Here is a 25550-nt window from a genome sequence, read left to right as displayed (position 1 = left end):
CTTCGGGACCGCGGCTCCTGCGTTTCAGAGCACCTGGAGGGCCGTGCAGAGCCAGCTGCCCCGGCGGTGCTCCAGGCGCAGCGCCATCGCCCAGGTGCGCCCGCCCGTGCTGGCGAGCACGGCGGCCACCTCGACGGCGGCGGCGCGCGGCTCGCAGACCCGCAGCCGGAGCAGGCGTACGGCCGGTCGGGTCGACCGGCGGCGGACCGGACCGGAGCGGGCGGTGGCGCGGGCCAGCTCGGGCAGCAGCCCGGCCGCTCGCGCCGGGTCGAGCAGCGGCCTGAGCTGCCCGGGCGGGCGGTAGCCGTTGAGCACCTCCAGGCAGGTGCGGACGAAGCGGTGCGCGGCCCGGGTCGCCTCGGGGGTGGCGGTCACCAGCGCGTCCAGCGGCACCGGGGCGGCGGGCCGCCGGCCGGGGCCGCTCGGCACCGGCCGCTGCCGTCGGCCGGGCGGCCGGTCGGCCTCGCGCCGGGACGGCTCGAACAGGTCGAGGACGAGCTGGGCGTGGCCCGCAGCCGGCCAGTGTGCGGCGTCGTCGTCGGTGAACGGCGGCTCGAACGAGGGGGCGGGGCGCAGCCGGACGGGAGGTCTAGCCGGCCCGGGGCGGCGGGGGTCGGTCATCCGGATACCTCCATAATCTTGCGTTTGCCTTCGTTTGCCTTCGACAGGCTCCATTCTCGGGCATGGCAGAGCCCACGGTCAATGCCAGTGCGGATCGGTCCGGTTACTCCGGGTCGCGGTCGGCCAACGGGTTGCTCCGCACCCAGTCGGCCGTCTCGGCGTACTTGCGCTCGATGTACTCCTCCAGCCGGGCGCGTTCCACCCGCCACTGGCCACGCCCGCCGATCTTGATGGCGGGCAGTTCGCCGCTGCGCACCATGTGGTAGACCTGCGAGTCCGACACGTTCAGCTCGGTGGCCACGTCGGAGAGCAGCAGGAACCTCGGCTCCACGAAAACCCCCGGGGTTGGCGTCGTTTGGTTCAGTTTGCCACCGACGGCCGACAGGGCCCAGCCGCCGGGACGCGACCTGCGGCGACACGCCCGGGACACACCGGCGGGACGCTTCCACCGGGAAGGTGCGCGGTGTATGACGGTCACGGCATAGGGCATGATCGGCCGGGACCGGCGGAGGCCGGCGCAGGACCTGAGCGGGGGAGACGACCGGTGACCGAGGAGCTTGTCCGGGTGTACGTGCCGGCGACCGTCCCGATGCTGACCCTGCTGCGCGGCGCGGGCCTGCCGGTGGCCGCCGCGCACGCGGTGACCCCCACCCTGCGGGAGTGGTACGCCGAGGGCGACGAGGAGGAGCTGGAGTACGTCGCCTTCACCCGGGCCGCCCAGGACGCGTTGCAGCTGCTCCGGGCCGACCCCGACGCGCCCCGCCGACGGGTCGTCGTCTCGGTCGACCTGCCCGCCACGGCCGTGGGCCGGGGCGACGGGGAGCTGGGCTCCAGCGTGGTCGAGCTGAGCGCCCCCGTGCCGGTCGGCGCCGTCGCGGCCGTCCACGTGGACGGGGCCGACGCGGTCGACGACGTGTCCGCCGCGGCGGAGGTGGTCACCGAGGCCCTGGCCGGCGACGAGGACGCGCAGTTCACGGTCGACGGTGCCGAGGACCACGAGCTGGAGTGGTACGACGTCACCGAGCTGGACCTGCTGCTCCGCGCGACCTCCTGACCCCCGCGCGCCACCTGCGGCGCCCGCCGTCGGGGTGTCGACCGACGCGGCGGCACCAACGGGCGGCGCCCGACGGCGCGGCGGGTGCCGGGGTCAGCGGGTGGGGGCGGCCTCGGCCGGCTCGTCGTCGTCGGCGTGGGCCGGCCCCAGGGTGCGGCCGAAGGCGATCATCGCGGTCAGGGCGCCGACGAAGAGCACCCAGATGGCGTTGTCGATGCGGGAGGTGCCCAGCGAGGTCTGGGCCACCGCGTCCGCCTCGCTCAGCGCGCCGGCCAGGTCGAGCAGGGACCGCCCGCCGACCCGGATGATCACCTCGGCGACGATCAGGAGCAGGCCGGGGCCGGCGCCGGCCAGCAGGTAGGCGGGCCAGCGGGGCGCGGGCGCCGCCGCGTCGTGCCGGGCGGCCCGGCGGCGGGCCAGGGTCAGGTATCCGAAGGCCAGCAGCCCGGCCAGCAGGCCGGCGAGCAGCGACTCGGTGCGGGACACCCACTTGGCGGCGCTGAGCAGCGACTCCTGGGTGTCGCCGCCGCCGAACAGGTCGAAGAGCGGGTCGCGGGCCCGGCTGAAGGCCACCACGAAGATCAGCGTGCCGAGGGCGGCGGCCACCACGGCCCCGACCACGGACCCGCTGCGGGCGCCGGCGATGGCCCCGCCGACGGTCGCGGCGGCGGCGGTGGTCGCGGCGATCACGTTGGTGGTCGCGTTGTCGGCGTACGTCAGGTTGATCGCGAACGCGGCGGCGAGCCCGACGAGCAGGCCGGTGCCGATCGCCGCCACGAAGCGCAGGGTGACCCGGTCGCTGCCCCGGCGGGCGAGCAGGTCGACGCCGAAGAGGGCGAAGCCGGCGCCGGCGACCAGCGCGGCCGAGATCACCCCCGGCAGGGCGAACGCGGAGAGGCTGATGGCGGTGAGCCCGGCGGCCGCGGAGCTGATCACCTCGCGGGTCGACCAGAGCATCGCGGCCAGCCACCCGAGCGCCAGGAGCGCGAGCACCGGCGCACCGGGCGCGAGCGGCAGCGCCGTCCCGCCCCGCGGGTCGGCCGGGGGGCCGGCCTCTGTTCCGTCGGCGGCGTCCACCGGTCGGGCGGTGGCGTCCTGCGCTCCGGTGGCTCCGATGGCGTCCGTCGTCTCGGGAACCGCGTCGGCGGCCGGCGCCGACCGGTCCGACTCCGCAGCTGCGGAGCTGCCGGGCTGCTTGGTCATCGTCTTCCCTCCGACGGACGCCGGCCCCGGTGGGCCGGCAGTTCACCGGCCACCCAGCGTACGCGTCCACCACCCCCACCACCCGTGGCCCGCCCCGCGCAGGGTGGGAAGGCCGAGGGGCCGGGGCGTGGAAGAATCGGGGAAGGTCCCGCTGCCGTGACCGGTCAACCCGGCGCGGCGTCGGCGCCGGTCACCCGGCCGGTGCCCGCGGGTCCGGTTTCGCCACCGCTGTCGAGATCGCCAGGAGCCTTGATGGACGCCGTGTTCTCCGTACCTGAGCCGCGCAACGAGCCGGTGCGCAACTACGAGCCGGGCAGCACCGACCGGGAACGGCTCCAGCGGCGGCTGACCGAGCTGGCCGCCGAGCGGATCGACCTGCCGATGACCATCGCCGGTGAGCAGCGGATGGCCGGCGGCGAGTCGATCGACGTGGTGCAGCCGCACAAGCACGCGCACGTGCTCGGCGTCACCGCGCACGCCACCCACGACGACGCCCGCGCCGCCGTGAAGGCCGCGAAGGACGCCGCCCCGATGTGGCGGGCCCTGCCGTTCGAGGAGCGGGCCGCGATCTTCCTGCGCGCCGCCGAGCTGCTCGCCGGCCCGTGGCGGGACACGCTGAACGCGGCCACCATGCTCGGCCAGTCGAAGACCGTGATCCAGGCCGAGATCGACGCGGCCTGCGAGTTCATCGACTTCCTCCGGTTCAACGTGCACTTCGCACGGGAACTGCTCGAGGCGCAGCCGATGTCGTCGCCGGGGGTGTGGAACCGCTTCGACCACCGCCCGCTGGAGGGCTTCGTCTACGCGGTCACCCCGTTCAACTTCACGGCCATCGCCGGCAACCTGCCCTCGGCGCCGGCCCTGCTGGGCAACACCGTGGTCTGGAAGCCGGGCCCGACCCAGCAGTTCGCCGCGCACTTCACCATGCGGCTGTTCGAGGCGGCCGGCCTGCCCCCCGGCGTGATCAACATGGTCACCGGGCGCGGCGAGGAGGCCTCCGACGTCGTCCTCGCCGACCCGGACCTGGCCGGCATCCACTTCACCGGCTCCACCAAGGTCTTCCAGCACCTGTGGCGGACCGTCGGCGAGAACATCTCCCGCTACCGGGGCTACCCGCGGCTGGTCGGCGAGACCGGCGGCAAGGACTTCGTCGTCGCGCACACCAGCGCCGACGTCGACGCCCTGCACACCGCCCTGATCCGCGGCGCCTTCGAGTACCAGGGCCAGAAGTGCTCGGCGGCGTCCCGGGCGTACGTCCCGCGGTCGCTGTGGGAGGGCGGGCTGCGCGACCGGCTGGCCGCCACCGCGGAGTCCCTCACCTACGGCGACGTCACCGACTTCGGCAACTTCGGCGGCGCGGTGATCGACGCCAAGGCGTTCGAACGGCACACGGCCGCGCTGGAGCTGATCTCCGGCGACGACGCCTGCCGGGTCCTCGCCGGCGGCACCGCCGACGACTCCGTCGGCTGGTTCGTCCGCCCGACGCTCTTCGAGTGCACCGACGCGGCGCACGAGACGTTCACCACCGAGTACTTCGGGCCGATCCTCGGCGTGCACGTCTTCGACGACGGCCGCTTCGACGAGGTGGTCGGCCAGGCCGAGTCGATCGCGCCGTACGCCCTGACCGGGTCGATCTTCGCGACGGACCGCCGGGTGGTCGACGCGGTCGCCGAGAAGATGCGGTACGCCGCCGGCAACTTCTACATCAACGACAAGCCGACCGGCGCGGTGGTCGGGCAGCAGCCCTTCGGCGGCGCCCGGGCCAGCGGCACCAACGACAAGGCTGGCTCCTGGCACAACCTCGTCCGGTGGATGTCGCCCCGGACGATCAAGGAGACCTTCGTCGCGCCGACCGACCACACGTACCCCCACATGGGCTGAGGCGTGCGCAAGGGGCCCTCTCCCGACGTAGGGGAGAGGGCCCCTTTGCGTGCCCGCACCGCGAGAGGCGGGGGCGGCCGGGCGGCGGTACGGTGGCCGCTGTGACCCACCCCACCCCCGCGCAGGATCCCCACTTCGGCGAGCAGGGTGGCCTGCTCACCTACACGGACTATCTGCGGCTGGCCGACCTGCTGGCCGCCCAGGTCCCGGAGTCCGACCCGGCCTCCCACGACGAGCTGCTCTTCATCACCATCCACCAGGTCTACGAGCTGTGGTTCAAGCTGCTGCTCGCGGAGCTGACCGACGCCCGGGACCGGCTGCTGGCCGGCGAGACCTACCTGCCCCGGGTGCGGCTGGAGCGCTGCCACGTGGTGGAACGGGTCCTGATCGGTCAGGTCGACGTGATCGACACGATGACCCCGCAGGACTTCCTGGCCTTCCGCACCAAGCTCGCCCCGGCCTCGGGCTTCCAGTCCGCCCAGTTCCGGGAGATCGAGTTCCTCTCCGGCCTCAAGGACCCGGACTACCTGCGCCGCTTCCGGGGGCTGCCCGACGTGGAGCGGCAGCGGTTGGAGCGGCGGCTGGCCGAGCCGAGCCTCTGGGACGGCTTCCTGGCCGTGCTCGGCCGGGCCGGCTTCGACGTCGCCGAGGAGGAGTCGCGCTTCGCCGCGTACGCCACGATCGCCGGGGACCGGGAGCGGTTCGGGCCGCTGTGGGACCTCGCGGAGGCGCTGGTCGCCCACGACCAGGCGTTCTCGCTGTGGCGGGCCCGGCACGTGCTGATGGCCGAGCGGCAGATCGGCACGAAGCCCGGCACCGGGGGCTCGGCCGGTGGGGCGTACCTGCGCTCCCGCGTGGAGACCCGCTTCTACCCGGAACTGTGGGAGCTGCGTAGCCGACTGTGACCGTCCGGCGGCGCGTCGCGCGCCTCCCCGGCGGACTGTCTCGCGCCGACAGTGCACATAGGAACCCGACCGGGTGGCGAAAATGCCAAATCCTGGACGCCGCGTCGGCAAAGTGGCAGCGTGAGGGGCATGGCGGATTCCGGAGTCAACCCCACGGCGGCGGCCCTGCTCGGGCTGCTCCACGAGGGCCCCATGACAGGTGGCCAGTTGATGGCCGCCGCCGAGCGCCGATTGGCGCCGTACTGGTCGATGACGCGTAGTCAGGTCTACCGGGAGCTGCCGGTGCTGGCCGAGCGGGGCCTGGTCCGGATGGGCAAGCCCGGCCCGCGCTCCAGCCAGCCGTACGCGATCACGGCGGCAGGAAAACGGACATTTTCCCGCTGGTTGGCCGAGGAGCCGGGGCGGGACACCATCCGCAACCCGATCGCCCTGCGGATCGCCTTCGGCGAGCTGCACTCGGCCAGCCAGCTCAAGAACCTCCAGGCCGCGGCCAACGACTACCACACCGAGGCCCTGGCCAAGGTCCGGGAGCAGGTCAAGAACGCCAAGAAGGAGGGCGACGCGTACGACGCCAGCGCGCTGGAGTTCGCCGTCGCCTACCACAAGGCCGCCCTGTCCTGGCTGAAGAGCGCCCCGGTCGGCTGACCGCCGCCGCTCCCCAGACTCGTTTCTCGCACGAGCTCAACCTTCTTGGCTCGTGACTGCGGGGCTGGCAGGCCCGTTCCTCGCACGAGCAGTACCCTTGTCTGTCGTGACCGCTGCCGATTACGCCGAACAGCTCAAGGACCTCGACGCCACCCTGCGCAACATCGAGGCGGTGCTCGACATCGACCGGCTGCGCGCGGACAAGGACCGCCTGGAGCAGGAGGCCTCCGCGCCCGACCTGTGGGACGACCAGGCGAAGGCCCAGCAGGTGACCTCGCAGTTGTCGTACGTCAACGGCGAGATCAGCAAGCTCGGCAGCCTCCGCTCCGGGCTCGACGACGCCAAGGTGCTGCTGGAACTGGCCGAGGCGGAGTCCGACCCGGGGGTGCTCACCGAGGTCGAGGCGGAGATCGCCTCGCTGGGCAAGGCCATCGAGGAGATGGAGGTCCGCACCCTGCTCTCCGGCGAGTACGACTCCCGGGAGGCGCTGGTCGCCATCCGAGCCGGCGCCGGCGGCGTGGACGCGGCGGACTTCGCCGAGATGCTGCTGCGCATGTACCTGCGCTGGGCGGAGCGGCACGGCTACCCGACGGAGGTCTACGAGACCTCCTACGCCGAGGAGGCGGGCCTGAAGTCGGCCACCTTCACGGTCAAGGTGCCCTACGCGTACGGCACGCTCAGCGTCGAGTCCGGCACCCACCGGCTGGTGCGGATCAGCCCCTTCGACAATCAGGGGCGCCGGCAGACCAGTTTCGCCGGCGTGGAGGTGCTGCCGGTCGTCGAGCAGACCGACAGCATCGAGATCCCCGAGAACGAGATGCGGGTCGACGTCTACCGCTCCTCCGGGCCGGGCGGGCAGAGCGTCAACACCACCGACTCGGCGGTGCGGATCACCCACATCCCGACCGGCATCGTGGTCACCTGCCAGAACGAGAAGTCCCAGCTGCAGAACAAGGCGTCCGCGCTGCGGGTGCTCCAGGCCCGGCTGCTGGAGCGCAAGCGCCAGGAGGAACAGGCCAAGATGCAGGGCCTGAAGACGGACGCCGCCGGCTCGTGGGGCGACCAGATGCGCTCGTACGTCCTGCACCCGTACCAGATGGTGAAGGATCTCCGGACCGAGCAGGAGACGGGCAACCCGACCGCGGTCTTCGACGGCGATCTGGACAAGTTCCTCGAGGCGGGCATCCGATGGCGCAAGCAGCAGCAGCTCGCTGGCGACACTGCGTGATCAACCATGGGCGGAGCGCGTCGTCGATCTCTCCGGTACGCCCGAATTGGATGACGCGACCCGCAACGGCGGGGCGTGGGGCTTGGCTCCCCGGTTACACCGCGTAGACTCACCACCCGTGATTCAGCTTGAGCAAGTGACGAAGACGTACCCGAAGGCGTCCCGGCCTTCGCTCGACAACGTGTCCGTCTCGATCGAGAAGGGCGAGTTCGTCTTCTTCATCGGTCCATCCGGCTCCGGCAAGTCCACCATCATCAAGTTGCTGCTGCACGAGGTCTCGCCCAACAAGGGCCGGGTCGTCGTCAACAGCAAGGACGTCACGTCGATGCGTTCCTGGAAGCGACCCCACTTCCGGCGCTCCATCGGCTGCGTGTTCCAGGACTTCCGGCTGCTGCCGAACCGCACCGCGTACGAGAACGTGGCGTTCGCCCTCGAGGTGATCGGCAAGACCAAGGCGGTCGCCCGCCGGGTCGTGCCGGAGGTTCTGGAGCTGGTCGGGCTCGGTGGTAAGGAGCACCGCTACCCGCACGAGCTCTCCGGTGGTGAGCAGCAGCGGGTCGCCGTCGCCCGGGCGTTCGTGAACCGTCCGCTGATCCTGCTCGCGGACGAGCCGACCGGAAACCTGGACCCGGACACCTCGATCGAGATCATGCGCCTGCTGGACCGGATCAACCGCACCGGCACGACCGTCGTGATGGTCACGCACGACTCCAACATCGTGAACCAGATGCGCCGCCGGGTCATCGAGATCGAGAGTGGCCGCATCGTGCGCGACCAGGCCCGCGGCGTCTACGGCTGAGCCGACGCCACCCCTGCGCAGCCTGACGACGAACACCTCATGCCGGAGACCCGGAGGAAATCCCGATGCGCGTGAAATACGTCCTGTCCGAGGTACTGGTCGGACTGTGGCGCAACGTGACCATGACCATTGCGATGATCATCACGATGGCGGTCTCGCTGACCATGCTCGGCGCCAGCGGTCTCATGTACCGCCAGGTCGACGACATGAAGGACCTCTACTACAAGAACATCCAGGTCTCGATCTTCCTCACGCAGGAGGTGACTCCCGAGCAGCGCGACACCCTGAAGGCGAAGCTGGAGGGCGACTCGCTGGTCAAGGAGGTCATCTACGTCAACAAGGAGGAGGCGTACAAGCGCTTCCAGGAGATGTTCCAGGACGCTCCCGACCTGCTCAGCGCGGTCAAGGCGGACAGCCTGCCCGAGTCGTTCCGGCTCACGCTGAACAATCCCGAGCAGTACAAGAACATCTACGACCAGTACAAGGACGCTGAGGGCGTCGACGAGATCGTCGACCAGAGCCGGCTGCTGGACAAGATCTTCGACATCCTCACCGCGATCCAGAACATCGCCCTGGCCGCCGCGATCGTGATGGCCGTCGCCGCGCTGCTCCTGGTCGCCAACACGATCCAGGTGGCGGCGTACAGCAAGCGGCGTGAGGTCGCGGTCATGAAACTGGTCGGCGCGTCGAACTGGTTCATCCAGGCGCCGTTCGTGCTGGAGGCCGTGGTCGCCGGCCTGATCGGCTCGCTGCTCGGCCTGGTGGCCCTCATCGCGGCCAAGTACCTGCTCTTCGACGGGTCGCTCCAGGCGCTGCAGGGCCTGCTCTCGCCGATCAGCTGGGGCGACATCCTGTTCATGTTCCCGCTGATGGCCGGCGTCGGTGGCCTGGTCAGCGCGGTGACCGCCTGGGTCACGCTCCGCTTCTACCTGCGGGTCTGACGCCGTACGGCTCGACGGGACCCTCCCGCGCCAGGAATAAACGGCGCGGGAGGGTCCTTGTCGTTCGGGTAGCATGATCCCCGCCCCGCGGCCGGTCACGTCCGGCGGCGGATCACCGGAAAGGGGGTGGCGCCGATGCCACGGGAAAAGGGACGCAAGGTTGTCGCCTCCAACAAGAAGGCCCGGCACGACTACGCGATCCTCGACACCTACGAGGCGGGCATGGCGTTGACCGGCACGGAGGTCAAGTCGCTGCGGGCCGGGCGCGCGTCGCTGGTCGACGCGTTCGCGCAGGAGCGCAACGGCGAGCTCTACCTGCACGCAATGCACATTCCCGAGTACACGCAGGGCACGTGGACCAACCACGAGCCCCGGCGGACCCGCAAGCTGCTGCTCAAGCGGCTGGAGATCGACCGGCTGATCGGCAAGACCCGCGAGGGCGGCCTGACCATGGTGCCGTTGCAGGTCTACTTCTCCGACGGCTGGGCCAAGGTGGAGATCGCCCTGGCGAAGGGCAAGAAGTCGTACGACAAGCGGCAGGACCTCGCCAAGCGGGACGCGGACCGGGAGATCGCCCGGGTCGCCGGCCGGCGCGGCAAGGGCATGGATGACTGAGGTGTCCGTCCTGTCCGGTTCGGCGCGCCCGCCGGGGGCTCGGGATGAAACCCGTTGCGGCAGGCGTTACGCTTGTCAGTGCCGCCACAAGGGCGGCCCGTCGAGGGGGTGACTGGTTTCGACTTCGTACGCAGCGACAGGGGAAGCGAGCCGAGGAAGCCGACGTCGTCTCGAGAATCGGTCGTCGGAAACCAATAAGCGCCAAGAACAATCGCGCTGACTTCGCTCTCGCCGCCTGAGGCGAGTAGTGAGTCTGTCGGCCTGGGAGCGCCTTCGACCCAGTTAGCCGGCATCAGCTAGAAGGCTGGCCAATCGGACCCGGTCGCGGGGTCCGTGCGGCGAGATCAATCAGCGACTGGGCCCGTCACACCAACTTGCTCGCGTGAGCGGTGGGGCCGAGTAGAGGCATAGCGAGCTGCGCTCGGAGAAGCCCTGACAAACCGGCGAAGGACCCGGGTTCGATTCCCGGCACCTCCACCAACCAGACGATGCGCCCCGGTCCACCGGACCGGGGCGCATCGGCGTCTCCGGGGCCGGTCGTCCCTGGGGCGCCCGGGTCCCACGGGACGGGCGCGACGGATGGGAACGATGAGGTCCGCCCCGCCTCTGGACAGGGCGGACACGCGGGTCCACCATCGCTGTACGCGGTCAGACGCGACGCGGGAGGTGCCCATGGTCACCGGTCCGATCCAGCAGCCGCCCACCCCGCCCGGACGGCTCCGGCCGCCCGCCGCGCGCCGGCTCCCCGACACCCCGCCCGGGGACCTGCACCCGCTCGCCCGGGCGCTGGCCGTCGCGCCGGCCGGACCACGCTGGCGGGAACGCTTCCTCGTGGGGCTCGGCCCCGTGCGACGGGGCTTCACGGAGCACGTCCGGGTCACCGAGGGGCCCGCCGGCCTCTACGCCGAACTGCTCGGCCAGGCGCCCCGGCTGGAACGCGGGGTGCGGCTGCTGGCCCGGGAGCACGTCGCCATCGCTGCCGCGCTGGGCGCCCTCCAACGGGCGGCGGAGCTGCCGGACGCCTCGCTCGACGAGATCCTCGGCCGGGCCGCCCACCTGCTACGGGCCCTCGCCCGGCACCGGCAGCGCGGCGCGGACCTGCTCTGGGAGGCGTACGAGACGGATCTGGGCGGAGAGACCTGACCGGGGGAACCGGCGTGGGCGTGCCGGCGTCCAACCCACATGCGCCGTACCGCCGCCCTGCTGGGCCTTCCGCTGTTGATGATCGTCGCCGGGTGCGCGCCGGCCGGCTCCGACCCGGCCGTCGACCCGGTCGACTCCGACCCGCGTCGGGACGCCTTCGTCCAGCGGGCCACCGAGGTGGCCGACGCGTGGCGACCGCTTCCGGCGTGGAAGTCCGGTTACGTGCCGATGCAGGACCCGACGGTGCTCATCGGCGACCCGGGCTTCACCGGGGAGACCAAGATCGCCTTCCTCGGCGGCTGGTACCGCGACCAGGTCGACCTGCCCGCCGCGAAGCCCGCCGACGGCACCATCCGGTTCCCGGACGGCACGCTGACCGTCCCGCTGGTCAGCGCCGCCACCGCGTACGGGCAGCTCGACCAGGGCGACCCGCCGCCGTGCGGCGGCCGCCCCAAGGACCCCGGACCGAAGCTCCCCGGTGGCGGCCCCACCATCGAGCCGGGGCCCGACGGTCCGGTGAGCAGCGCCCCGCAGACCGCCTGCGTCCCGCTGACGGTCACGGCCGTGAAGCTGGGCACCGCGCCCGTGCGCACCAGCCGGGGCGAGGCGCAGGTGCCGGCGTGGCTGTTCACCGTCGAGGAACTCACCGCGCCGGTGGCCCGGCTCGCCGTGGCACCGGAGGCCGTCACCGCCCCGCCCGAGCCCGCCCCGCCGGCCAGCCCGCCCCCGGCGGGCCTGGTCGGCGCACAGGACGTCCAGTCCGTGGACGGCACCGAGCTGACCTGGCGGCTCGGCGTGGGCAGCTGCGACACCGGGATCACCCCGCTGGTGCAGGAGCGCGACGACGTCGTGGTGGTGGGCGGCAGCGTGATCACCGCCACCGGCGTGTGCAACGCGATGCTGAAGATGGAACCGGTCACCGCCACGCTGAAGGCGCCGCTGGGCGACCGGCCGATCCTCGACGTGCTCACCGGCACGCCGCTGCGGCTCGCGGCGAGCTGACGCGAGCGACCGGGCGGCGGCTCACAGGAGCCGGGGCACCTCGGTGCTGACCGGCACCGGCAGCACCGTCGGGCCGTCCGCGCGCAGCCCGGCGGCCAGGGCGTCGCCGAGCTGCTCCGGGGTCTCCACGACGGTGGCCGCGCAGCCGTAGCCCCGGGCGATCGCGGTGATGTCCAGCCCGGGCAGGTCCAGGCCGGGCACCCCCGGGGTGTCCTTGAAGTCGGCGAAGGCCTTCAGGATGGCGTACTGCTGGTTGACCGGCACCACCACGACCAGCGGCAGGCGCAGCCGCGCGGCGGTCCAGAGCGCCTGCACCGAGTAGTGGAACGAACCGTCCCCGATGACCGCGACCACCGGCCGTCCCCGCCCGGTGTCGCGCTGTGCGAGCGCGATGCCGACCGCCGCCGGCAGCCCGTACCCGAGGCCGCCGCTGGCCATCGTGAAGTACGACCCGGGGCGGGTGCTGCGCAGCCGGCGGCGCAGCGCCGGCAGGTTGGACGGCGACTCCTGGACCAGGATCCCGTCGGCGGGCCAGTGCCGGGCCAGGGCCGCGAAGAGGGCGTCCGGGGCCAGCGGCAGCCCGTCCGCAGGCGGGGGCGGGTCGGGGCGCGCCGGCGGCGCCGGCCGGTCCGCGGCCGGGAGCAGGTCGACCAGGGCCGCCAGGGCCAGCCCGGCGTCGGCGAGCAGGCTGTCGCCCACCGGCGCGCGGGCCGCCTCGTCCGGGTCGTCGGTGACGTGCAGCAGGCGGGCCCCGGCGGGCAGGTGGTCGCCCGGCACGTGCGGGTAGTAGCGGAACACCGGCGCCCCGACCACCAGCACGGTGTCGTGCCCGTCCAGCGCCTCCGAGAGCGGCCCCATCGCGAACGGGAGCACCCCCCGGAAGTGCGGGTGGTGCTCGGGGAAGGCGGCCCGCTCCGGCGCGGGGGCCGACCAGACCGGCGCGGCGAGCCGCTCCGCCAGGGCCACGGCGGCGGGCCAGCCGTCGGCCCGGTCCACGGCCGCGCCGAGCACCAGCGCGGGTGCCCGGCTGGCGGCCAGCACGGCGGCGAACTCGCGCAGCCGGCGCGGGTCGGGCGCGAACCGGGTGGCCACCGTCCGCACCGGCGGTGGCGGGTCGGCCGGCTGCGCCCAGTCGTCGAGGGGCAGCGAGAGGAAGACCGGCCCGGCGGGCGGCTGCACCGCCGTCGCGTACGCCCGCATCAGGGCCGCCGGGACGTCCTGTGCGCGGACCGGCTCGTGGCTCCACTTCACGTACGGCTGGGGCAGCTCGGTGGCCCGCCGGCTGGTCAGCCGGGGCTCGATCAGCAGCATCTCCCGGGTCTGCTGGCCGGCGGTGACGATCAGCGGCGTGCGGTTGTGCCACGCGGTGACCAGGTTGCCCATGCCGTTGCCCGTGCCGGGGGCGGTGTGCAGGTTGACGTGCGCCGGCCCGCCGGTGGCCTGCGCGTAGCCGTCCGCCATGCCGACGGCCGACGCCTCGTGCAGGGCGAGCACGTAGTGGAAGTCGTCCGGGAAGTCCCGCAGGAACGGCTCCTCGGTGGAGCCCGGGTTGCCGAAGACGGTGGTCAGGCCGAGGGCGCGGAGCAGGTCGTACGTGGTGTCGCGGACCGTTGCCATCGCCCCCAGGCTATCGGGGCGACCCGGGCGATCCGGGCCTTTCGCGCTCCTCGCCTCAGGGGAGCGCGAAGGGCAGGGTGATGCCGTCCAGCGCGCGTCCGCAGGCGCAGTCCCGCTCGGCGGGCAGCGCGGCGACGGCCGCCAGCAGCAGGCCCCGCAGCCGGTCGGTGTTCTCCCCGAAGACGCGGAACACCTCCTCGTGCGTCACCGCCTCGCCGCCCTCCACGCCCGCGTCGAGGTCGGTGACCAGGGCGATCGAGGAGTAGCAGAGGGCCAGCTCGCGGGCCAGCACCGCCTCCGGGTGGCCCGTCATGTTGACCACCGTGCCGCCGATCGAGGCGTACCACCGCGACTCGGCGCGGGTGGAGAAGCGCGGGCCCTCGACCACCACCACCGTCCCGCCGTCCACCGCGGGAACGTCCCGGCGGGCCGCGGCGGCGAGCAGCGTACGCCGGCCGGCGGGGCAGTACGGGTCGGCGAAGGAGACGTGCACCGCGCCCCGGTCGTAGTAGGTCTGCGCCCGCCCGCTGGTGCGGTCGATCAGCTGGTCCGGCACCACGAACGTGCCCGGGCCGAGCTCCGGCCGCAGGCCGCCCACGGCACAGGGGGCGAGCACCTGGCGTACCCCGAGGGAGCGCAGCGCCCAGAGGTTGGCCCGGTAGGGGATCAGGTGCGGCGGGTGGCGGTGGTCCCGGCCGTGGCGGGGCAGGAACGCCACCCGCCGGCCGCCCACCTCGGCGATGGTGACGGCGTCGGACGGCGGCCCGTACGGCGTCTCCAGCACGTGCTCGGTCGCGCCGTCGAGCAACGCGTAGAGCCCCGAACCGCCGATCACCGCGAGTTCCGCCGTGGGGTCCACAGGTCCTCCCTCGTGTCCGTCGATCTACCGCACGTCAGACCTTAGCCACCGCCCCGGGGGCAGGCTATGGTGCCAGACATGGCGTTCACAGCGCGGATGACACCGGTGCCCCCGGGCGTCCTGGTCCGGTCGGTCTGACGGGTGTCCGGCATGCAGGGAGAGGGGCAGGCGATCGGCGGGCGGACGGGGTCGATGACCGGGCGGCTGCTGGTCGCGACGCCGGCGCTGAAGGACCCGAACTTCGACCGTACGGTGGTGCTGCTGGTGGCGCACGAGCCCGGCGGCGCCCTCGGCGTGGTGCTCAACCGGGCCACCGAGGTGCCGGTCGCCGACGTGCTCGGCGACTGGAGCGACCTGGCCCGCGACCCGGCGGTGCTCTTCGAGGGCGGCCCAGTGCAGCCCGACTCGGCGATCTGCCTGGCCCGGATGCGCCACCCGGTGCAGCGGCTCAGGGGATTCCACCAGGTCTCCGGGGCGGTCGGCACGCTCGACCTCTCCGTCGACCCGGGGCCGCTGCGGGAGGGCATCACCGGCATCCGGGTCTTCGCCGGCTACTCCGGCTGGGGCACGGGGCAGTTGGAGCAGGAGATCGAGGACGGCTCCTGGTTCGTGCTGGACGCGCTGCCCGGCGACGCCTTCGTCGACCGGCCGGACGACCTGTGGCCGATGGTGCTGCGCCGCCAGGGCGGCATGATGGCGGCGGTCGCGCACTTCCCGCCGGACGTGGCGCTCAACTGAGCCGCGCACGGGCGGGCCCCCCCGCGAGATGACCATGCGGCGGGCGCTGTGTATAGTTCTCTCGTGCCCGGGTGACCGGGACGAGGCAAGGGGCCGTGGCGCAGCTGGTAGCGCACCACACTGGCAGTGTGGGGGTCAGGGGTTCGAGTCCCCTCGGCTCCACCCTTGTTTTTGTAGGTCAGCGGCCTGGTCGAGAGCGATTCGACCAGGCCGCTGATGTGTTTCCGGCTCGTCCATCCCACCGCTTCGTGCGCCACCCAGCGGCCGGGCGCCCGCCGCCGGCGTGGTTGCCGGCGGGCCCGGCGTGATGCCCCCGGCACACGCCCCCCGATGGCGGCGAACGCCTGCTCATCGGGGGTTACACCCGGCACGGACTGCTGGCATGATCGGGCACATGCCGCAGGTGATCGACTCGTCCCCCACGGACCAGGTGACCCGTGGCCACGAGGCGACCCTGCCGCCGACCTGATGGCTTCCCCCGGTGGCTGGCCACCGCGGGGAGTCGGCGGGCAGGCGGCATCGCATCGCTCGGCCCCAGCAGACCGCCTCGACCCGACCGAGCCGAACCGCTTCGGTCTGCGACTGCGCCGGCATCGCAGCGACGCCGGCCTGACGATCGAGGAGTTGTCGGCAGCGTCGCAGGTCAGCGTGCGGGCGATCAGCGACATGGAACGCGGGCGGAGCCGGGTGCCGCAGCGGCGTACCGTCGAGGCGCTCATTCGGGCGCTGGGTCTGTCGGCCAGCGCGGCCACCGCGTTACGGGAGACCGCCCGCGCCGGCCGTCGCGTCGCGCGGTCCGCGCCGGCGTTGGCGCCGCCGCGGACCGTCGCCGACTTCACCGGTCGGCACGGCGAACTGCGCTGGTTGGGCGACCTCGTCGCCCGCAGCGCCGAACCACCCGACCGGCAGGGTGCTCCCGTGGTCGCGGTCGTGTCCGGGCCCCCCGGCCTGGGCAAGACGGCGCTCATCTTGCAGGCCGCGACCCGGTACGCCGAGTCGTTCCCGGACGGTGTGCTCTTCGTCGACCTACGCGGCCTGGACGCCGACCCGCCCCGCCCGGAGGATCTGCTGCTACGCCTGCTGACCGCGCTGGGCGTGGCGGAGACCCAGGTGCCGGGCGACGCGCACGCCCGCAGCGCCCAGTACCGGGCCCTGCTGGCCGAGCGGCGCAGCCTGCTGCTGCTCGACAACGCCGCCGACGAGGCGCAGGTCCGCCCGCTGTTGCCGGGCGCCGGGAGCACGATGACGATCGTCACCAGCAGGCGCGGGCTGGTCGGCCTGGAGGCGGTCGACCGGCTTCCCCTGCCGGCGCTGGCCAGGGGCGAGGCGGTCACGCTGCTGCAACAGATCATCGGGCCGGACCGCGCCGCCGCCGAGCCGGACGGCATGCTGCTCGGCCTCGCGCAGGCCTGCGGAGACCTGCCGCTGGCGCTGCGGATCGCCGGTAACCGCCTGCTCAGCCGCCCGGACTGGAGCATCGAGTTCCTGTTGCGCCGGCTGGCCGACCAGGACGACCGGCTCGACCTCCTGGTAGCCGGCGACCTCCAGATCGCGGCGCCGTTCATGCTCTCCTACCGGCAACTGTCCCCTGCCGCCGCCCGCACGTTCCGGCGGCTGTCCCTGATCCCCGGCCCGGACGTCGGCCTGAAGCTGGCCGCGCAGGCGGCCGGCCTGGGCGGCCGGGAGACCGAGGCGGCCCTGGAGGAGCTGGCCGAGCTGGGGCTGCTCCAGCCGGCCAGCGACGGCCGCTACCGGTTCCACGACCTGATGAGGTTGTTCGCCCGGGCACGCCTGTCCGCCGAGGAGACCTCCCAGGCGCGGCGACAGGCCGAGAACCGGATGGTGACCTGGTTGCTCGACGCCGCGGTCGCCGCCGGGCGGTGGTTCGAGCCGGAGTACGCCGGCGGGGCCGGCGGCGGGCCGGCCTCGGCTGCGGAGGCCAGCCGCTGGATCGAGCAGGAGAGCCTGAACTGGCTCGGCGCGCTGCGGACGGCCTTCGCCACGGGCCGGCACACGGAGGTGATGGCCGTCGCCGACGCCATGCACTGGTTCTCCGACCGGTGGACGCACTGGGAACACTGGCTGGAGGTGTACCAGCTCTCGGCGGCCTCCGCCGAGGCGCTCGGCGACCCGCGCGGGCGGGCCGTCCACCTGAACTACGTCTCGTGGGCGTACACGATGTGTGCCATGCGTCCCGACCTGGCGGAGGTGCCGGCCCGGGAGGCGTTGCGGCTGGCCGTGGCCGCGGGCGACCCCCGCCAGCAGGCGTGGGCGTGGACCTACCTCGGGTCCGCGGCCCGGCGTCGTGGCGACGCCACCGGGGCGCAGGCGGCGGCCGGACGGTCGCTGCCGTTGTTCGAGGCCGCCGCGGACTGGGACGGTTACGCGCAGGGGCTGTCCCTGCTGGCCGGCAGCCTCGCCCAGGGTGGCCGGCACCGCGAGGCCATCGAGCAGTACCGGCGGCTGGAAGCCCTGCTGGCCGACCCGAGCCGGGCGCCGTCCCCGCAGATCGGTGACCTGACCGCCGGTCACCTGCACCTGAACGTCGGCCTGAGCCTGCTGGCGCTGCGCCGGTGGGCGGCCGCCGCAGCCAGCTTCCGGGTGGCCTTGCCGCTGCTGCAGCGGGCCGGGGTGCGGCAGAGCGAGGCCCGCTGCCGGTACGGGCTGGGCAGCGCGCTCGTCCGGCTGGGCCGGGTGGACGAGGCGCGCGGCGAGCTGCGGCGGGCGGTCCGCATCGCCCGGCACGTCGGCCCGGCGGATCTGGTGGACCAGGCCCTCAGCCGGCTCGCCGAGCTCGGGCCGCCCGCCGGTCGCCGGGTCTCCTGAGACCGCGGGGCCGGGCAGATCATGCCCGGCCCCGCGGGTCCCACACCGGTTACCTGACCTGGTAGGCCCGGTAGACGGTGGTGGTGACGGTGTTCCCGTCGCTGTCGACGGCGGTGGCGCGCAACGACGCGAAGCCCGACGCCTTCGGGTTCCGCACGGTGGCCGTGTACTTCCCGTGCTTCTCAGCCGTCCGGGCCGCCGTCCAGGTCCGGCCGTCGTCGAACGACACCGACACCTTCGCCGACGTCACCCGGCCCGCGGTCGCCTGCTGGGCGAACGTCAGCGGGACGGTCAGCGAGCTGCCGGCCCGGACGCTGTTGTCCAGCGCCAGCGCCGGCTGGAACCCGATCGAGGTCAGCGGCAGCGCCCCGGCCTTGTCCGCGGAGGTGGTGAAGGTCCACTCCGTCTCCAGGCGCCGCGACAGCCGGTACGGATCGGGCAGGTCGAACGCGTACCGCATCCGGTATGAGGTTGGCTCGGCGGCCACCTCCCACGATCCGTACAGGTAGTCGAACTCCTTGAGCAGCGTGTCGCCCTGATGCAGGGTGAGCTGGTGGTTGTGCATCGCGTACGGCAGACCCACGTGGCCGGCGCCGTCGGTGTAACCGCTGAAGGTGGCCCGTACCGTGTTGCCCTCCCGCGAGACGGCCGGCGAGTCGGCGTACACCGGGATCAGGGTGGTGTTGAGCGCCGTGCCGCCCCAGCGTTCGACGTAGCGGCTGCCGGGCCGGTAGGTGACCGGATCCTGCTGCGCCAGGTTGAGGATCAACAGGCCGCCGTCGACGGTCTTCTCCTGGACGTCGGCCTGCCAGGGCCCGTCGCCGCCGTAGTACTCGGTGCGGCGTCCCGGCGTCGGCACCGCCGGCAGGACGCTGGTCAGCACGATCCCGCCGCCCGGGAGTTCGGGGTCGGGGCTGCCGTTGGTGCGGTCCACCGCCACACCGGTCGCGTTCTGCGCGTACTGTGCCTCGACGGTCGCCAGGTCACGCCGCGAGACGTGCTTGACGAAGCCGTTGATGAAGGATCCCCGGATCCGCCAACCGAGCTGGTAGACGTCCGGCGCCTGGTCCCGGCGGGCCGGCCCCTCGAAGACCGCGTGCACCTGGGTGGTCACGCCGGGCAGGTCGGTCGGGCCGACGTCGGCGGTGTGGATCTTGTCCAGCTCGCCGCTGACACCGGCGTAGGTCCGCAGCGGGTCGCCGCTGCGCAGCACCATGACCCCGGCGTCCCGCGCCTGCGCCCGGTCGTCCGGAACGGTGATGTCGAGCGGTCGCGCCCGGCGCGCGTCGAGCACCACCTCCTGGTTGCTGTCGGCGATGATCCGGTTGTTGGTCAGCAGGGAGACCGTGCCGTCGTCCTCCTCGATGTACGCGGACAGCCGCCAGGAGCTGTTCAGCGGCACCCGCAGCGACGTGCTCGACGTGTAGAAGGTGTAGTTGGCGTAGTTCTTCGGATCGGGGTTGAACAGCTCGATCAGCACCGTGTCGGCGGCGGCGCCGTCCCGGCCGATGGCGTTGATCTTCAGGCCCGCCGCCGGCTCCTCGTGGTAGACGCTGAACGGGGTCTGGAGCTTGAGGTCACCGGCGGTGGCCACCAGGTGCCCCTTGAACAGGCCGTACGAGGTGCTCGCCCGCTCGTCCACGGTGACCTGCACGGTCGCGTCACCGCCGGCGGGCACGGTCAGGGTGCGGGCGCTCAGCGCCAACAGGCCCGCCGGAGCGTCGCCGGCCAGCGCCAGGTCGATCGTCAGCGGCTGGTCGCCGCGGTTGTGATAGGTCATGGTCCGCGCGGTCGGCGCCTCGGTGTGCGGCCATTCGAGGATGCCGAGGCTGAGCGACGGCGGGGTGACGGTCAGCGGCTGGGTCAACGCCCTGCCCACGTTGACGAGACCGGCGCCCTGGGCGAAGACGTCGTACGCCGGGTTCGGCAGGGCCGAGGCCATCAGGGCCTCCTTGAGCTGCGCCGCCTTCCAGCCCGGGTTGGCCTGGGTCAGCAGCGCGGCGGCGCCGGCCACGTGCGGGGTGGCCATCGAGGTGCCGGTGGCGGCGAAGTACGGCCCCACGGGCAGGTGGCCGAGCGCGCTCGGCGACCGGGCGGCGGTGATCTCGGTACCAGGCCCGCCGATGTCCGGCTTGATGCCGAAGTCACCGAGCCGGGGACCGCGCAGCGACGACCAGTTCAGCTCGCCGGCCTTGTCGAAGTTCGCCACCGACAGCGCCGCGTCCGCCGTGGACGGCGACCCGACCTGCATCTGCCAACCGTTGTAGTTGCCCGCGGCGACGACGAAGAGGGTGCCGTACTCGGCGGTCAGGTCGTTGACCGCCTGCTCCAGCGGGTCGACACCGGCGGCGTCCTGGCCGCCCAGGCTCATGTTGACGATGGTCGCGCCGGACTCGGCCGCCCACTGCATGCCGGCGAGGATCGCCGAGTCGGAGCAGCTGCCCTGGCCCCCGACATTCCAGCACACCTTGCCGTCCAGCAGGGTCGCGCCGGGAGCCACGCCCTTGTACCTGCCACCCGAGGCGGCGCCACTGCCGGCGATCGTCGACGACACGTGGGTGCCGTGCCCGTTGAGGTCGACGCCGGTCTCCCGCTCGGGGACGAAGTTGCGCCGCCCGACCACCTTGCCGGTGAGGTCGGGGTGGCTGTCGTCGATGCCGCTGTCGAGCACCGCGACCTTCACGCCGGTGCCGTCGTACCCGGCGCCCCAGACGGCCGGGGCGCCGATCATCGGCACGCTCGTGTCCAGCTTGGACTCGCGAACGCCGTCGGCCCAGATCTTGCCGCTGGTCAGCGACGTCCGGGTGGTCTGCCAGGTCTTCGCCAGGTCGGCGCGAGGCACCTTGGTGGCGAAGCCGTCGACCGCCTCCAGCTCGCGGCCGGTGGCCAGGCCCCGCACGGCGGTGGCGTCGGAGACCACCAACGGCAGGTACGACAGCTCGTCGAAGCCGAATTCGAGCAGCGCGGTGACGTTGAACAGCCGCTCGTCCAGCCGGTCGGCCTTGAGTAGGGGGATGGCGTCGGACGGGATGACGTAGTCGGCCTTGTTCCGCTGGAGGCGCACGAAGTGGACGCCCTTGCGTTGGGTCACCGTCACCTGCTTGCCGCGCACGGTGACCTGGTCCCCGGTCAGCAGGGTCAGGCTCCGCGTGGGTTCCGGGCCGCCAGCCGAGGGGGCTGCCGGAGCCGGTGGTGCCGCTGCGGGTTGGGCAGCGGCCGGTGCAACTCCGACCAGCAGAGTCGCCAGCGTGGCGCCGAGCGCGCCGTACGCCAGGAAACGGCGTTGTCGCATGGGTGGGTCGTCTCCACTTCGGGGTATTGATCGGCACGGTTGCTCGATCGGGTACGGGGGGCAATCGGAATGACGCCACCCGCACGTTTCGTAGCGGCGGCGGCAGCGTGCCGCAATGGTTTCGCCAGTGGCGGCTGTTGCCGGGCGCGTCGACGTATCCGCAGGTCAACTCGATGTGGCCGAGAGTCGCCTGTGACATTCACCATCCCGGGGAGCGCGCCTTCCGCAGGCGCTTCTGCCTGTCGTTCTGCCGGAGCCGAACGGTCAGCCTGATCGGCACGGACCGGCCCGCCCGCAGCCTCTAACCACCACGGGCGCAGATCACCCGTCGGGCGGCCCGAATCGGTCTGGGCGCCGGATGGCTGGCCACCCACCGGCGGAGCAGGTGGCAGAGTTGACCGATGACCTGCGCCAGTTGGGGTGACAACGCATCCGATTCGCGCAGGTTTGCCGAGTGCCCCCTGCCGCCGGTCGGCGACGGCCTCCCGGAAATAGGGGGCCTGTCGCACAAATGAGGCGTTGTCGCACACCGGGCCTTCTGCCACGATCGCCGCACTGGAGGCTCCTCCCCGTCCGGTGGTGGGGCTCAATCCCGTGCGGCCAGCGAAGGAGCCGATGGTGGACCACCCCCACGCGTTGACAGCCGAGCAGTCGGAGCAGTTCCGGCGCGACGGGCACCTGATCCTGCGGGGCGTGCTCCCCACCGCGACGCTGGACGCGCTGCACGGCTCGTTCAGCCGCGTCGTCGACCACCTCGCCCGGCAGTGGCAGCAGCGGGGAATGATCACCGAGACCTTCGCCGACCTGCCGTACGACCAGCGCTACCTGCGCCTGATCGAGTCCAGTCAGGTCCGCGTGCCGGCCGCCTGGCGGCGGATCCTGGTGGGACGGCCGGTGTACGACCTGTGGCGCACCCCCGAACTGCTCGGCCCGGTGCGCAGCCTGATCGGTGACGAGGTCTACGCGCACGGCGTCTGGAACGCCCGGCCGCGCGACCCCCACGGGCGCACCCAACAGGTCGCCTGGCACCAGGACGCCTACTACTACAAGGGTTGGGACGCCTCGGTCGGGCCGCTGCTGTCGGTGTGGATCCCGCTGGTGCCCGTCGACGAGGACACGGCCTGCCTCCAGTTCGTCACCGGCTCGCACACCCGGGGCTGGATTCCCCGCGACCGCCTGCCGAACGGCGAGTACGGCACGTCGGACGCGGCCGTCGGGGACGGCCCGGTGAGCACCGCCCGGATGGAGCCCGGCGACGCGGTGATCTTCACGGACACCACGCTGCACCGCTCGACGCCCAACGTGTCGGACCGCATCCGGTGGAACATCGACATCCGGTTCGCCCCCGCGGTCGACGAGGTGATCCGTAACTCGCCGCGCGGCTACCGCTGCTTCAGCGGTGCCGACCCGGCGCAGGTCGAGTCGTTCGAGACGTGGGCCGGCCGGTACCGGTACGAGCCGGAGGACCTGCTGACGGAGCTGACGAACTTCGAGGAGGGCTACGACCTCGACGCGCTCAGGGCGTTCTCCCGGGCGTCGCCGTACGCCGACATCTACTGAGGACGCCGCGGCTCAGCCGAGGTGGCGCTCGATCTCGGTCAGCTCCTCGGCGCCGAGGTCGAGGTTCTCCAGCGCGGCGACGTTCGCCTCCAGCTGCGGCACGCTGCTCGCCCCGATGATCAGGCTGGTCATCCGCGGGTCGCGCAGCGCCCAGACGAGCGCGAGCTGGGCCAGCGACTGGCCGCGCCGCTCGGCGACCGCGCCGAGCGCCCGGATGGTGGCCATCTTCTCCTCGCCGAGGTCGCTCTCGCTGAGGAAGACGCTGGTGCGCACCCGGGAGTCCGCCGGGATGCCACCCAGGTAGCGGTCCGTGAGCAGGCCCTGGGCGAGCGGGCTGTACGCGATGCAGCCCGCGCCGACGCGCTCCAGCGTGTCCAGCAGGCCGTCGTCCTCCGTCCAGCGGTTGAGCATCGAGTACGACGGCTGGTTGATCAGCAGCGGCGTACCCAGGTCGCGCAGGATCGCGGCGGCCCGCTCGGTCTGCGCGGAGTCGTAGTTGGAGACGCCGACGTAGAGCGCCTTGCCGGCCCGGACGACGGCGTCGAGGGCGCCCATCGTCTCCTCCAGCGGGGTGTCCGGGTCGAAGCGGTGCGAGTAGAAGATGTCGACGTGGTCCAGCCCGAGGCGGCGCAGCGACTGGTCCAGCGAGGAGATCAGGTACTTGCGGGAGCCCCACTCGCCGTACGGGCCGGGCCACATCAGGTGACCGGCCTTGGTGGAGACGACGAGTTCGTCCCGGTACGGCCTCAGGTCGGTGGCGAGCATCCGGCCGAAGTTCTCCTCGGCGGCGCCCGGCGGCGGCCCGTAGTTGTTGGCCAGGTCGAAGTGGGTCACGCCGAGGTCGAAGGCGCGACGGACGACGTCCCGCTGCCGCTCGTACGGCCGGTCCGGGCCGAAGTTGTGCCACAGCCCGAGCGAGATGGCGGGCAGCCGCAGTCCGCTGCGCCCGCTGCGCCGGTAGGTCATCTGGTCGTAGCGCTCATCCGCGGCGAGGTAGGTCACGGTGACCGAGCCTATCCCCGCCGATCGCGGGTGTCCGCGGCGAACGGGCCTGCGACAACGGACGCCGGGGTAGTTTCGGGACCATGCGTTTCGTCCCGCTCGACACCCCCAAGCCCCTGTCCAAGATCGGCCTCGGCACCTGGCAGTTCGGGTCCCGGGAGTGGGGCTACGGCCCCGAGTACGAGCGCCGGGCCGCCGACATCGTCCGGCGCGCCGTCGACCTCGGCATCACCGTCTTCGACACCGCCGAGCTGTACGGCTTCGGCCGCAGCGAGCGGATCCTCGGCGAGGCGCTCGGCGACGACCGGACGAAGGTCGTGCTCGCCACCAAGATCTTCCCGATCCTGCCGGTCGCCCCGGTGGTGCAGCAGCGGGCGGTCGCCTCGGCCGCCCGGCTCGGCGTCACCCACCTCGACCTCTACCAGGTGCACCAGGCCAACCCGCTGGTCGCCGACCACACCACCATGCGCGGCATGCGCGCGTTGCAGGACGTCGGGCTGGTCGGCGAGGTCGGCGTCAGCAACTACGGCCTGCGCCGCTGGCAGGTCGCCGAGGCGGCGCTCGGCCGGCGGGTGCTGAGCAACCAGGTCCGCTACAGCATGGTCGACCGCGGGCCCGAGCACGACCTGCTGCCGTACGCGAAGCAGGCCGGCCGCTTGGTCATCGCGTACAGCCCGCTGGCCCAGGGCTTCCTGTCCGGCCGGTACGACGCGAAGAACCCGCCGAGCGGGGCGGTGCGCCGGGCCAACCCGTACTTCCTGCCGGTGAACCTGGAGCGCGGCGCGACGCTGATCGAGACCCTGCGGCAGGTGGCCGACGCGCACGACGCCACCCCCAGCCAGATCGCCCTCGCCTACCTGCTGCGCCACCCGAACGTGCTGGCCATCCCCGGCGCCTCCGGCGTGGAGCAGGTGGAGCGCAACGCGGCGGCCGCCGACATCGACCTGGCCGACGACGAGCACGCCGCGCTCGCCCGGGCGGCCAGGGAGTTCCGCCCGATCACCGGACTCGCGGCGGCGCCCCGCCTGCTCCGGGCCCGCACCGGAAAGTGAGCCGATGGACGACATCACCGCACTGATCCTCGACGACCACGCGGCCTTCCGACGGGGCTTCGCCCGCCTCGACGACGCCCGCGACGAGCACGAGCTGCTGGCGATCTGGGACGCGCTCGCCCTGCACCTGGACGTGCACGCCGAGGCGGAGGAGGCGATCCTCTACCCGCACCTGGTCCGCCACGGCGATGACGGCGAGGCCGAGACCGTCGACGCGATCGGCGACCACAACAAGATCCGCGACGCCGTCGCCGAGTCGAAGCTGCACCCGGTGGGCTCCGACGAGTGGTGGGCGGCGGTGCGTACCGCCCGCCGGGAGAACAGCGAGCACCTCGCCGAGGAGGAGGACGAGGCGCTGCCCGACTTCCGCCGGCACGCGAGCGACGAGCTGAGGGCCGAGCTGGGCCGTCGCTGGCTGACCTTCCACGGCGAGCACAAGTTGGGCCGCGACCTGGCCTTCGCCGACAAGGACCCGCAGCGCTACGTCGACGAACACCGCCGCTGACCGGACGTCGCCGATCTCCCCGACGCGGGGGAGTCGGCGCGGGGCGTGACCGGGACAGAATG

General features: G+C 72.8%; 22 protein-coding genes, 1 tRNA gene and 1 other RNA gene. 17 read left to right on the top strand and 7 right to left on the bottom strand.

The window, feature by feature from the left end; genetic code table 11:
• Window positions 1-24: 24 nt before the first annotated feature.
• A complete protein-coding gene (locus DER29_RS06240) occupies window positions 25-621 on the bottom strand; it encodes an Rv3235 family protein (RefSeq protein ID WP_121396460.1) in 597 nt (198 codons plus the stop codon).
• A 103-nt stretch (window positions 622-724) separates the two neighbouring features.
• Complete coding sequence (locus DER29_RS06235; RefSeq protein WP_121396459.1) at window positions 725-952, bottom strand: helix-turn-helix domain-containing protein; 228 nt, start codon at window positions 950-952, stop codon at window positions 725-727.
• 213 nt (window positions 953-1165) lie between these two features.
• On the opposite strand from DER29_RS06235, the gene DER29_RS06230 reads away from it, so the two are divergent.
• The gene (locus tag DER29_RS06230) at window positions 1166-1675 is read left to right on the top strand and encodes a hypothetical protein (RefSeq protein ID WP_121396458.1); all 510 of its coding nucleotides are present in this window, start codon (window positions 1166-1168) and stop codon (window positions 1673-1675) included.
• Between the two features lie 93 nt (window positions 1676-1768).
• Here the strand turns inward: DER29_RS06230 and DER29_RS06225 are convergent, their stop codons facing one another.
• A complete protein-coding gene (locus DER29_RS06225) occupies window positions 1769-2878 on the bottom strand; it encodes a hypothetical protein (RefSeq protein ID WP_121396457.1) in 1110 nt (369 codons plus the stop codon).
• Between the two features lie 252 nt (window positions 2879-3130).
• Here DER29_RS06225 and pruA point away from each other — a divergent pair, with 252 nt between their 5' ends.
• The 10 genes from pruA (at window position 3131) to DER29_RS06175 (ending at window position 12037) form a co-directional block, all read left to right on the top strand.
• Window positions 3131-4759, top strand: coding sequence for an L-glutamate gamma-semialdehyde dehydrogenase (pruA, locus tag DER29_RS06220; RefSeq protein WP_121396456.1), 1629 nt, complete (start codon window positions 3131-3133; stop codon window positions 4757-4759).
• A gap of 101 nt (window positions 4760-4860) precedes the next feature.
• Window positions 4861-5664: a tryptophan 2,3-dioxygenase gene (locus DER29_RS06215; protein WP_121396455.1), complete on the top strand. Its 804-nt coding sequence runs from the start codon at window positions 4861-4863 to the stop codon at window positions 5662-5664.
• 129 nt (window positions 5665-5793) lie between these two features.
• Window positions 5794-6309, top strand: a complete 516-nt coding sequence (locus DER29_RS06210) for a PadR family transcriptional regulator (RefSeq protein ID WP_121396454.1) — start codon at window positions 5794-5796, stop codon at window positions 6307-6309.
• 106 nt (window positions 6310-6415) lie between these two features.
• A complete protein-coding gene (gene prfB / locus DER29_RS06205) occupies window positions 6416-7537 on the top strand; it encodes a peptide chain release factor 2 (RefSeq protein WP_121396453.1) in 1122 nt (373 codons plus the stop codon).
• A gap of 118 nt (window positions 7538-7655) precedes the next feature.
• On the top strand, window positions 7656-8336 hold the full coding sequence (gene ftsE, locus DER29_RS06200; RefSeq protein ID WP_089001878.1) for a cell division ATP-binding protein FtsE: 681 nt from the start codon (window positions 7656-7658) through the stop codon (window positions 8334-8336).
• A 65-nt stretch (window positions 8337-8401) separates the two neighbouring features.
• Complete coding sequence (gene ftsX, locus DER29_RS06195; RefSeq protein WP_121396452.1) at window positions 8402-9277, top strand: permease-like cell division protein FtsX; 876 nt, start codon at window positions 8402-8404, stop codon at window positions 9275-9277.
• A 135-nt stretch (window positions 9278-9412) separates the two neighbouring features.
• Entirely contained in the window at window positions 9413-9892 is a 480-nt protein-coding gene (gene smpB, locus DER29_RS06190) for an SsrA-binding protein SmpB (protein WP_121399044.1), read from the top strand.
• A gap of 104 nt (window positions 9893-9996) precedes the next feature.
• Window positions 9997-10372, top strand: a transfer-messenger RNA (tmRNA) gene (ssrA, locus tag DER29_RS06185).
• Between the two features lie 192 nt (window positions 10373-10564).
• Window positions 10565-11035, top strand: a complete 471-nt coding sequence (locus DER29_RS06180) for a hypothetical protein (RefSeq protein WP_233599656.1) — start codon at window positions 10565-10567, stop codon at window positions 11033-11035.
• Between the two features lie 39 nt (window positions 11036-11074).
• The gene (locus DER29_RS06175; protein WP_121396451.1) at window positions 11075-12037 is read left to right on the top strand and encodes a hypothetical protein; all 963 of its coding nucleotides are present in this window, start codon (window positions 11075-11077) and stop codon (window positions 12035-12037) included.
• Between the two features lie 21 nt (window positions 12038-12058).
• Here the strand turns inward: DER29_RS06175 and mdlC are convergent, their stop codons facing one another.
• On the bottom strand, window positions 12059-13654 hold the full coding sequence (mdlC, locus tag DER29_RS06170; protein ID WP_121396450.1) for a benzoylformate decarboxylase: 1596 nt from the start codon (window positions 13652-13654) through the stop codon (window positions 12059-12061).
• 55 nt (window positions 13655-13709) lie between these two features.
• The gene (locus DER29_RS06165; RefSeq protein WP_121396449.1) at window positions 13710-14513 is read right to left on the bottom strand and encodes an S-methyl-5'-thioadenosine phosphorylase; all 804 of its coding nucleotides are present in this window, start codon (window positions 14511-14513) and stop codon (window positions 13710-13712) included.
• A gap of 150 nt (window positions 14514-14663) precedes the next feature.
• Between DER29_RS06165 and DER29_RS06160 the strand changes: the two genes are divergently transcribed.
• The 3 genes from DER29_RS06160 (at window position 14664) to DER29_RS06150 (ending at window position 18077) form a co-directional block, all read left to right on the top strand.
• Complete coding sequence (locus DER29_RS06160; RefSeq protein ID WP_121399042.1) at window positions 14664-15251, top strand: YqgE/AlgH family protein; 588 nt, start codon at window positions 14664-14666, stop codon at window positions 15249-15251.
• An 89-nt stretch (window positions 15252-15340) separates the two neighbouring features.
• A tRNA-Ala gene (locus DER29_RS06155) sits at window positions 15341-15413 on the top strand.
• A 54-nt stretch (window positions 15414-15467) separates the two neighbouring features.
• A complete protein-coding gene (locus DER29_RS06150; protein ID WP_121396448.1) occupies window positions 15468-18077 on the top strand; it encodes a helix-turn-helix domain-containing protein in 2610 nt (869 codons plus the stop codon).
• Between the two features lie 49 nt (window positions 18078-18126).
• On the opposite strand, the gene DER29_RS06145 is transcribed toward DER29_RS06150, so the two are convergent.
• Entirely contained in the window at window positions 18127-21369 is a 3243-nt protein-coding gene (locus DER29_RS06145) for a S8 family serine peptidase (protein ID WP_121396447.1), read from the bottom strand.
• A gap of 618 nt (window positions 21370-21987) precedes the next feature.
• Between DER29_RS06145 and DER29_RS06135 the strand changes: the two genes are divergently transcribed.
• A complete protein-coding gene (locus tag DER29_RS06135) occupies window positions 21988-22929 on the top strand; it encodes a phytanoyl-CoA dioxygenase family protein (protein ID WP_158618977.1) in 942 nt (313 codons plus the stop codon).
• A gap of 12 nt (window positions 22930-22941) precedes the next feature.
• Here the strand turns inward: DER29_RS06135 and mgrA are convergent, their stop codons facing one another.
• Window positions 22942-23931, bottom strand: coding sequence for an L-glyceraldehyde 3-phosphate reductase (gene mgrA / locus DER29_RS06130; protein WP_121396444.1), 990 nt, complete (start codon window positions 23929-23931; stop codon window positions 22942-22944).
• Between the two features lie 83 nt (window positions 23932-24014).
• Between mgrA and DER29_RS06125 the strand changes: the two genes are divergently transcribed.
• Together DER29_RS06125 and DER29_RS06120 are read left to right on the top strand one after the other, a co-directional pair.
• Window positions 24015-24983: an aldo/keto reductase gene (locus tag DER29_RS06125; RefSeq protein WP_121396443.1), complete on the top strand. Its 969-nt coding sequence runs from the start codon at window positions 24015-24017 to the stop codon at window positions 24981-24983.
• A gap of 4 nt (window positions 24984-24987) precedes the next feature.
• Window positions 24988-25488: a hemerythrin domain-containing protein gene (locus tag DER29_RS06120; RefSeq protein ID WP_121396442.1), complete on the top strand. Its 501-nt coding sequence runs from the start codon at window positions 24988-24990 to the stop codon at window positions 25486-25488.
• The last annotated feature ends 62 nt before the right edge of the window (window positions 25489-25550 follow it).

Origin of the sequence: Micromonospora sp. M71_S20 (genome assembly GCF_003664255.1) — a bacterium.
Classification (GTDB): Bacteria; Actinomycetota; Actinomycetes; order Mycobacteriales; family Micromonosporaceae; genus Micromonospora.
This window is presented reverse-complemented; position numbering and strand designations above follow the sequence as displayed.